The organism is Frankia gtarii (assembly GCF_025403375.1).
Lineage (GTDB): Bacteria > Actinomycetota > Actinomycetes > Frankiales > Frankiaceae > Frankia > Frankia gtarii.
The window spans coordinates 1-382 of record NZ_JAMPTM010000648.1; the positions used below are offsets into that span (position 1 = coordinate 1).

A 382-nucleotide genomic window follows, 5' to 3' on the forward strand; every position below is an offset into this window, starting at 1 on the left:
GTTCGTGTGCGCGTCCAAGCGCAGCGACGGGCTCTACCAACGCGTGGTCGCGGGCATGGTCGGCTATGATCCCAGCATCCTGCAGTTCGAGATCCTGAACCGCGCGCTGAAGGGTTTGGAGAACGCGCGGTTCTTCAACGTCGGCATGCGCAACCGCCAGCAGTCCAGCACGACCGAGTCGTACCGCATGATCACGGGTCCGCGAGCCGACGAGGCGATCCGACCCGGCGATGCTCGCCTTTACCATCGCGGCCACGTGTTCGGCACCGCTCTGGAAGGGGGCACCTCGATTACGATAGGCCTCAGCAGCGCATCCAAAATTTGGAGCAACAGGTCGCTCCGGCTGTTCGAGTTGCTCGAATGGTGCGGCGGGGTCGCGCGC

The 382-nt window shown here is 64.4% G+C and carries 1 protein-coding gene; it reads left to right on the plus strand.

The genetic code is table 11. The features are described 5' to 3' along the window. Positions 1–382: hypothetical protein (locus tag NBZ83_RS32745; protein WP_261576582.1), on the plus strand; the 382-nt coding region annotated here is incomplete at both ends.